Raw genomic sequence first — 8,765 nt, 5'->3', positions numbered from 1 at the left:
CACCCGTCGTTCGTGATGTCCAACTCCTTCGCGGACCAGACGCTGGCCCAGATCGAGTTGTTCACCAAGCCCGACGCGTACCCGACCGGCGTGTACGTGCTGCCCAAGCACCTGGACGAGAAGGTCGCCCGCCTGCACCTGGACGCGCTCGGTGTCAAGCTGACCGAGCTGCGCCCGGAGCAGGCCGCGTACATCGGCGTCGAGGTCGAAGGCCCGTACAAGTCGGACCACTACCGCTACTGAGCCAGCGGACTCGCGCCCTACGGGCGCCAGTCCGCCTCCAGGTCGTGCGAGTCGGTCTTGGTGAGCTGGGTCAGCGCGGTGCCGTCGGCCCGTACCAGGAAGAGGTGTTCGGGGTCCGCGTCGTCGGTACCGCCTCTGGTGAAGACCAGGCGGCTGCCGTCCGGGGACCACGAGGGGTTCTTGTCGTTGAGGCGGGCCGCGGTGATGCGGTGCACTCCGGTGCCGTCGGGGCGGACGAGGTAGAGGTGGGCGAAGCCCGAGGAGTCCACGCGGCTGAAGGCGATCCGGTTGCTGTGCGACCAGTCGGGCGCCCAGTCGTGGGAGCCGGCCGCGGTGACCGCCGTCTGGGCCAGGGTGGACAGCCGGATCCGCATCACCCTGCTGTTTCCGCTCGCGTCCGCGCGGTTGAACGCCAGGTACTGCCCGTCCGGGGACCAGGTCGGATGGAGGTCGTCCGCCGCGGTGTGGGTGAGCCGGGTGACGTGGGTGCCGTCGATGTCGGCCACATAGATCTCGCGCTGGCTGCCGACCGGCTTGTCGTAGGCGATCCGCTTGCCGTCCGGGGACCACGCCGGGTCGGTGGCGTCCTTGGTGCCGGGGACGGCCTTCAGACCGGTACCCGTGGCCGTCATCGTCCAGATGCCGTTGATGGCACCGCCGGAGCCGTAGCGGGCGAACGCCACCCGCTTGCCGTCCGGCGACCAGCTGGGCATCACGTCGCTGACGGTGGGGGTGTGGGTGAGCTTGACGGGCGTGCCGCCACCGGGGGAGACCGCGTAGAGGTCCTCGATGGACGCGGCCGCGGTGTAGCGGGCGAAGACGATCGAAGGGTCCCCTGCCGCCCCTGCTGTCGCTGCCGCCCCTGTCGCCCCCGCGTCTGCCGCGGCGCCGAGGGTCAGCGGTACGGCCATGGCGAGCGCCGCGGCCGTCACCGCCGCCCGGCGCCGCGCCGTGCCACTCACGCCGGTCCTGCCGATTCCCTGAGCCCGTCCGGCGGTTCTGTCGCTGCCGGTGCGGTGTCGTCGCCGCATCAAGGTGTCCACCCCGTTCCCTCCCCACGGCCCACCACGGGCCGCTCCGACCGGTAAACATCCCATCGATGGGGCGCCGAGGGAAGCAAGTGGATCGTCACAAGATGTTCACAACTGGCTCCCGGCGGGGCGGCCGAGAGTGGACCGTCCCTCACCAAGCCGACGCCGCCCGCAAAGCCGTCCAGCACCTCCAGACAGCCGCCGGCCGAGCCCTTGCCCCGACGCTCGCCGAACTCACAGCCCGACCGCCCAGGGATCAATCCCGCCGCGTTCTCGCGAGCGACGTACGAGCGGCCGTCCCCGACCACGCCGAACGGACCCTCGCCGACCCGGCCTGGCCGGCACTCGCCACCGTCCTCGCTGACGCCGAAACCCGAGGCCACCAACCCCACCAGCTCCTCAAGAAGGCGGCCGCCCAACGCGAACTGACCACCGCCCGCCAACCCGCCCACCTACTGATCACCCGCATCCAGCAAACCGGCCGCAACCGATACCCCGTCGCCGAGCCGAAGCCGCTCGCCGCCGCACCACCATCAACGGCGCCTCGATCGTCGGGCAGTAGACCCGAACCGTGCATTCGGGCACGGCGCCCACGCAGCCCATGGACCAGCACGGGCGATCTCGCCACGTTCGCTCCACCGTCGCCGCGCGATACGCGGGCCTTGTCCTTGATGGGCGAGCCCACCAGCACGACGCCGTCGGCCAAGGAACCGTCACCTGGGTGAGCATCGCCGGCGGCATCACTGTGTGCGCCGTCGTCAGTGTCGTCATCGGCGCCATCGCCGGACCCCACGGAGAAGTCGAGGGGTCGATGTGTCTGTGCCGCGACCCCTCGCGCGCTGTCCGGGTTGAGGACAGGGACGCGGTGCTTCGAGGGGGCCATTTCAGTTAGTGGCATGGCTGATTCCGTGCTGTCGGAGCGTCTTCGGATGGACCTACAGTCGCGCCCTGCCAGTAACGACGAAGACGGGGGATACCATGCGCAAGCTCAAGCGCTGTGCCGCAGCCACGGCCGCGGCACTCGCACTCGCCACCACCGGCGTCGTCAGCTCCGCTGGCACGGCCAACGCCGCCACCACCTGCGGCGGGTGGACCGACATCGGCAGCCCTGGCAACCTGCGCGCCTACGGAGCGTACGCCGGACAGGTGGAGCAGCAGTTCCAGCCCTTCTGCGGTGGAGGCGGTCAAGTCCAGGCGCACTTCCAGTGGGACGAAAACTTCCGGAACACCTACTCGGGGACGAAGATCTACGTCTCCATGGAGGACAGCACCGGCCAGACGTATGCCACACTCGGAGCAGATACGGGGACGAAGAACGTCTACACCATATGGCCCACAGACATCCACACCGCCAACCCCGATATATGGGGCGCATATGCGTCCCTGCAAAACCGCGTTTACCAAATCTGCTGGGCGGCAGGCACGATGCACAACTACGCCAACGGTTCGACTTGGTTCGGCGCTTCGGGCAACTGCTGACTCACTCCTCTCGCTTATTACTGGCCGTGCACGGCGTCGTGGGTGGCCAGCAGGCGGGGGTCAGTGGTGGTGGGCGGGTGGGTGAGCAGGTCGTCCGCGTGCTCGCCGGTGACGAGGAAGACCACGCGTTGGGCCACGGCTACGGCGTGGCCGGTGAAGCGTTCGTAGTAGCGGCCGACGAGCGTGGCGTCCACGGCCGTCTCGACGCCGTGGTGCCAGCGGTCGTCCATGAGGTGGTGCCGTAACCCCCTGCCCAGGAGGAACCCTCTGCCTGTCCGACGGTTGCCGTTCTGAGCTGCCCCTTTGCCCGCCAGTAGCGCCGAGGTACGTCGAGCAGGGCACCGGCTTGGGCCGGGGCCCAGTTCGACATGTGAACCTCTTACGCATACTCGGTGTTGTGGTGCCACTGGACCGGGTGGAACAGCAGCGCGTCAGTGTTGGTGCGTTCGAGGATCGCGTAGTGGTCGGGGATGCCCGGCCGTCCTGGGCCGCCCCCACCCAGTGACCAGGGCTTGAAGGACGTCGGCGCTGGCGTCGGTGCTGGTGTGGTGGAGGTGGCCTGTCCGCTGGATCCAGGCGGTGCCGGCGTCGGGGGTCGTACAGGCAGGCCATGCCCAGGGCGGGGTCGAGTCCTTCGATGTACGCACGGGTGGTGCGGCCCGTCTGGGTGCCGAGGTGGAACAACAGGTCGTGGTACTCCTCCGGCTCCAGGGCAGGGCCGACGTTCTCCCGGGTCGTCAGCGGCTGGGGCGCAAGTGGTTCGATCAGGGCTCGAGCCTGTCCGGCGGCCCATGAGTAAGAACTCCTAACGCAACGTAGTTTGCAAGCGTCGCCAGCAGATCAGTGAGCAGGTGAGTTTGAGGAACGCCTCGTGGATGTCGTCGCGAGTCTCTCAGCGGATGCGCAGGCGGCCGAACCAGTGCAGCAGTGCAATCGTCTGTTCCACGACCCACCGCTTGGTTCCGAGTCCGGAGCCGTGGGCGATCCCGCGGCGGGCGATGATGGGTTTGATGCCCTTCGCCCAGACCTGGCGGCGGTAGCAGTCGTGGTCGTAGCCGCGGTCGGCGTAGACCTCCTTCGGTCGTTGGCGGGGTCGGCCGCGTGTGCCGCGGATCGGTGGGATCGCTGCGAGCAGGGGCATCAGCTGGGTGATGTGGTTGAGGTTGCCGCCGGTCAGGGTCACGGCCAGCGGGATGCCGGTGGCGTCGCAGATCACGTGGTGCCTGGAGCCCGGCCGACCTCGGTCGACCGGGCTCCGGCCGGTTCTGGGCCGCCCTTGAGCGCCCGGATGTGGGAGCTGTCGATCACCGCCCGCGACAGGTCCAGACGGTCGGCGGCCCGCAGTTCGTCCAGCACCCTCTTCCGCCCCGGCCGCCGGCGCCCAGGCAATGACGTCGGCAGCAACGGCTCGATCCGCGACCACAACTCGTCGTCAACCAGCCATGGTTGAGGGTTTCGATTGGCCATACCCAAACAACCGGCACACCCCACCGAAGGACACCGCAACCCACGTTGCGTTAGGAGTTCTCAGGCCCGTGGCGGACCCGTCCCAGGAGGGGGCCTCGACCGCCAGCCGGTCTCCGCGGCTGTGTCGGCACACTGTATCGGGTCACCGGGGGTGGCATGCGTCAAATACACGAACTCACTCGCGAGCCGTAGAACGGAACCGGCCACAGTGGGAAAAGTCGAAGAGCCCTCACGATTTTCGGGGTCGGTGTCGAAGAGGTCCGGTCGGCGGGACGAAAAGTTCCGGCCAATCCTCTTCCTGTGAAGAAAGCAATGCTTCCGCAAAGCCCGTCATTTAATGGCTCTTTGGGAATCGGGGGCGGCGGCGGCCCTGCGGCCGAGTCGAGCCAGCAGCAGGAAACCCGCCACCTCGATCACGACCAGTGCGATGACACCGGCTTTGAAGGCCGATTCGTACGCCCCGGTCCCGAGGGCGGAATGGAAAACCGCCCCCACCCCGGCCACGCCCAGTGCTCCCGCGACCTGAGAGGTCATCAGGACTGCTCCGGACGCCGCACCGACCTGGTCGGCCGGTACTCCGCGCAGGCTGATGCCGAGCAGCGAGGGCAGCACAAGTCCCTGGCCCAGTCCGCAGAGCAGCAGCCCCGGCTGCATCCGCAGGGCCTGGTCGGCATGGCTGCCGTGGCCCAGGCCGAGCAGCATCAGCAACAGCCCGGCCACGATGGTGGCGATGGCGCAGAGCAGCACCCGGTGGCCGAACCGGTCGACCAGCGCACGCGAGAGCAGGGACGCCGTCGCGAAGACCACACCGAGGGGGAGGAAGTCGAGGCCTGCCGTGAGCGGCGAGAGGTGGATCCCGTCCTGCAGGTAGAAGGCGAGGACCAGGTAGAACCCGGTCTGGCCGCAGTAGAAGGCGATCACGGTGGGCAGCCCGCCCGCGAAGCCGGGAAGCCGGAACAGGCGCATCGGCAGCAGCGCGCCCGATCCGTCACCGGACAGGCCCGACTCCCACCGGAAGAACAGCGCGAACATCAGGGCCGAGCAGGCCAGCGTCGGCCACACCCACATCGGCCAGTCGTACTGGGCGCCGAAGACCAGCGGGCACAGCAGCAGCGGAACCGCGCCGGACAGCAGCAGCGTTCCCACCGGGTCGAAGCGCACAGGGGCACCGGGCGGGCTGGCACCGGCACCGGCGCCGCTCGGCAGGAGGACGGCGCCGGCGAGCGCGACCAGGGCGAACGGCAGATTGACGACGAAGATCGCCCGCCATTGCAGATCGGCCACGTCGACATGGATCAACAGGCCGCCGAGCACTTGGCCGCTGATGGATCCGCAGCTCATGGCGGCGCCGTAGAAGCCGAGGATCCGCCGCTGCTCGGCCGGCGGGTAGAGGACCTGGATGAGCGCCAGCACCTGCGGCAGCATCAGCGCCGCGCTCAGTCCCTGGAGAACCCGCATCGCGATGAGCACCCCGACGGACGGCGCGAGCGCGCAGGCGGTCGAGGTGAGCGCGAAGCACGCGATGCCGATCACGAACATCCGGCGCCGGCCCGCCATGTCGCCGAGGCGCCCGCCGGTCACCAGCAGCATGGCGAAGGCCACCGTGTATCCGCTGATGACCAGTTGGACGGAGGCGAAGCTCGCGTGCAGCTGGGTCTGGATCGACGGCGCCGCGATGTTGACGATGAACAGGTCGAGCATCGCCAGGTAGGGGCCCAGCAGGATGGTGCCGAGCGCGGCCCGGGAGCGCCAGTCCGGGCGGTTCGCGGTGGCCTTCGGCAGCAGGGTCTGCCGGGGCGTGCTCATGCCGGTCACGCGATCACCACCCGTCGCCCGCACCGGGTCGACCGCGCCGTCATGCTGTCAACACTGCTGATCCAGCCCCCTGTCGGCATCCGGTCCGTGTGCACGCGCCGCCCCGCTCCCGGCGTCGCACAGCACGCGGTCGACCACCGCGGAGGCGAAGGGGAGGAGTGATTACGGGGCCGAGAGCCGCGTCAATGCAGGCACCGGAGAAGACGTGAATTGCCTGTGGCGCGGGAAACCGGCCGGAAACCGATCGAGCGCCCCGGCGAGCCTAACAGCCACCGCACGATCCCGGCTGGTCCATTTCTCGCCGTCCTGGCGTCGGCTGTCCGGCGGGGCGAACACGCTAATGGATCTTGGGCATTGACAGGCGCCAGCGGGTGTGGGAACACTTTTCACAAGGCAATCGGTGACCCTGGTTGCCGGTGCGGAGCCGAAGACTCGGGCGAGATGACAACGAGTCACTCCGCTTCAGTGCATTCAAAACGGGGGCCAGAAATGAGTCTTGCCGACCTGAAACCCATACCCCGGGATCAACTAGAGTTCCGGTGGCCGAAAACGTCCGAGAATCCGGTGGAAGAGCGGCGGCACCGGCAGGAAAGCTTGGTCACGGCCTGCCGCCTGTTCGGCAGGTTCGGCTTCGAGGAGGGCACGGCCGGGCACATCACGGCCCGGGATCCCGAGCACACGGACCACTTCTGGGTGAACCCGTACGGGATGTCGTTCAAGCACATCCGGATCAGCGACCTGGTTCTCGTCAACGACCAGGGCGAGGTGGTCGACGGCCGCTACCACGTGAACGAGGCCGCCTTCGTCATCCACTCTCAGATCCACCGGGCCCGCCCCGAGGTGGTCGCGGCCGCCCACAGCCACTCCCTCCACGGCAAGGCCCTCTCGGCCCTGGGCCAGCTACTGGAGCCGCTCACCCAGGACGTCTGCGCGTTCTACGAGGACCACGCGCTCTACGACGACTACAACGGTGTGGTCACCGACCTGGAAGAGGGCAAGCGCATCGCCGAGACCCTGGGTGGGTACAAGGCGCTGATCCTGCGCAACCACGGCCTGCTGACCGTCGGCAGTTCCGTCGAGGCCGCCGCATGGTGGTTCATCACCATGGAACGCTCCTGCCAGGCGCAACTCCTGGCGAAGGCCGCCGGTGACGTGATCCACATCGACCACGAGACCGCCACGGCCGCCAGGAAGCAGATCGGCAACGACGACATGGCGTGGATCAACTTCCAGCCGCTGCGGGACCAGATGGTCCGGACCGAACGCGACATGTTCGACTGACGGCACGGCCGACTGACGACATGCTCGACTGACGGCGCGGCCGACTGACGGCGCGTCCGGCCGGCGACCGCGGGGCAGCCCCACCGCGCGCCGCTCGGCCGAACGACATCCACAGGTGCTCCCGACCGACCGAAGTGTGAAGTGTGCTCCCGCTTCGCAGGCCGCGAACCGGCCGACGCCTCTTCGCTCTTCGCTCTCCTTCGCCCCGGCCGCTGCCGTCCGGCACGACCCACCGGACCACCGGCAGGCAGACCACACGCTCAGTGATCACCCATGACCACTGACAACGGACTCATCCAGGGGGATCTCCCAGCATGCGGGCAGGCGACGTCTACCTTGCCGCCATCGGCAGCTATGTGCCGGCGGCCTCACCGGTGTCCGAGGCGGTCGCCGCCGGCCGGTACGACCCGGACTGGGACGCCGATGACCGGATCGAGTCGGTGGCCGTGGAGACCCGGCTCTCGGCTCCGGAAATGGCCGTCAGGGCCGGCCGGCAGGCGCTGGACCGCTCGGGACACCAGCCGGCCGACATCACCCTGCTGCTGCACGCCTCCCTGTACCGGCAAGGGCCCGAACTGTGGGCCTCACCCTCGTACATCGAGCGGTACGCCGTCGGGAACTCCGCGACCGCGATCGAGATCAGACAGGGCTGCAACGGCGGCCTCGCCGCGCTGGACCTGGCCCGCGGCCACCTCCGTATGCCCGGGAACGACGCCGTCATGGTCACCTGCGCGGACCGCTTCGACGGCGAGTTCGACCGGTGGCGGTCCAACAAGGGCATGGTGATGGGCGACGGGGCGGCGGCCGTCGTGGTGTCCCGCCGGCACGGATTCGCCCGGCTCCGCAGCCTCGCCACCAGAACCGATGCGACGCTGGAGGAGATGCACCGCGGCGCCGAGCCACTGGCGCTGTCCGCGCACCGGCGCGGGGCCGTCGACACCGCCCCGCGCAAACGTTCCTTCCTGCAGACCTTCGGCGCGGCCGAGACACGCAAGAGATGCGGCGCACAGGTCGTGGGCGTGGTGGGCGAGGCACTGGCCGAGGCGGACCTCCCACTGGACGGCGTCGCCCGCGTGATCGTCTCCAACCTCGGACACAAGGTCCTCGACGAGATGTACCTGGAGCCGCTGGGCATACCGGTGGAGCGCACGACGTGGACGTACGGCCGTCGTCTGGGCCACCTCGGCAACAGCGACCAGTTCATCGCCCTGGAGCACCTGCTCGGCACGGGCGAGCTGGGCGAGGGCGACCGCGTCCTGATCGTCGGCATGGGCATCGGCTTCACCTGGAGCGCCGCGGTGCTCGACATCGTGGGCCGTCCGTCCTGGACCCGTTAGCAGACCCAGCACCGCTCGACACCCGGCCCCCGGCGGCACCGTCGGTGACACCGCGCCCGCCCGCCGGCACGCCCTGGTCCGACCGACCCGGACGGCCAACCACCGTTGGAGT

6 protein-coding genes and 3 pseudogenes are annotated in these 8,765 nt (G+C 69.0%); 5 read left to right on the top strand and 4 right to left on the bottom strand.

Annotated features, from left to right (window positions below; translation table 11 throughout):
- Positions 1-243 (top strand): adenosylhomocysteinase (locus tag AB0L75_RS41555; RefSeq protein WP_365191478.1); only part of this gene is annotated, 243 nt, incomplete at its 5' end.
- Between the two features lie 17 nt (positions 244-260).
- Here the strand turns inward: AB0L75_RS41555 and AB0L75_RS41550 are convergent.
- On the bottom strand, positions 261-1,205 hold the full coding sequence (locus AB0L75_RS41550) for a hypothetical protein (protein ID WP_365191477.1): 945 nt from the start codon (positions 1,203-1,205) through the stop codon (positions 261-263).
- Positions 1,206-1,426: 221 nt separating this feature from the next.
- Here AB0L75_RS41550 and AB0L75_RS41545 point away from each other — a divergent pair.
- Positions 1,427-1,836, top strand: a pseudogene (locus tag AB0L75_RS41545) (mobilization protein); the annotation flags it as partial.
- A 416-nt stretch (positions 1,837-2,252) separates the two neighbouring features.
- Positions 2,253-2,753, top strand: coding sequence for a hypothetical protein (locus AB0L75_RS41540; protein WP_365191476.1), 501 nt, complete (start codon positions 2,253-2,255; stop codon positions 2,751-2,753).
- A 17-nt stretch (positions 2,754-2,770) separates the two neighbouring features.
- On the opposite strand, the pseudogene AB0L75_RS41535 reads toward AB0L75_RS41540, so the two are convergent.
- From AB0L75_RS41535 to AB0L75_RS41525, 3 genes and pseudogenes are all read right to left on the bottom strand, one after another.
- Positions 2,771-2,989 (bottom strand): annotated as a pseudogene (locus tag AB0L75_RS41535) (hypothetical protein); the annotation flags it as partial.
- A gap of 569 nt (positions 2,990-3,558) precedes the next feature.
- A pseudogene (locus tag AB0L75_RS41530) lies at positions 3,559-4,220 on the bottom strand (IS5 family transposase).
- A 330-nt stretch (positions 4,221-4,550) separates the two neighbouring features.
- Complete coding sequence (locus AB0L75_RS41525) at positions 4,551-6,026, bottom strand: MFS transporter (RefSeq protein ID WP_365191475.1); 1,476 nt, start codon at positions 6,024-6,026, stop codon at positions 4,551-4,553.
- A 498-nt stretch (positions 6,027-6,524) separates the two neighbouring features.
- Between AB0L75_RS41525 and AB0L75_RS41520 the strand changes: the two genes are divergently transcribed.
- Positions 6,525-7,316, top strand: coding sequence for a class II aldolase/adducin family protein (locus tag AB0L75_RS41520; protein WP_365191474.1), 792 nt, complete (start codon positions 6,525-6,527; stop codon positions 7,314-7,316).
- Positions 7,317-7,630: 314 nt separating this feature from the next.
- Positions 7,631-8,653, top strand: a complete 1,023-nt coding sequence (locus tag AB0L75_RS41515) for a ketoacyl-ACP synthase III family protein (protein WP_365191473.1) — start codon at positions 7,631-7,633, stop codon at positions 8,651-8,653.
- Positions 8,654-8,765: the final 112 nt, after the last annotated feature.

It is taken from the genome of Streptomyces sp. NPDC052101 (assembly GCF_040680235.1).
GTDB lineage: Bacteria > Actinomycetota > Actinomycetes > Streptomycetales > Streptomycetaceae > Streptomyces.
This window is presented reverse-complemented; position numbering and strand designations above follow the sequence as displayed.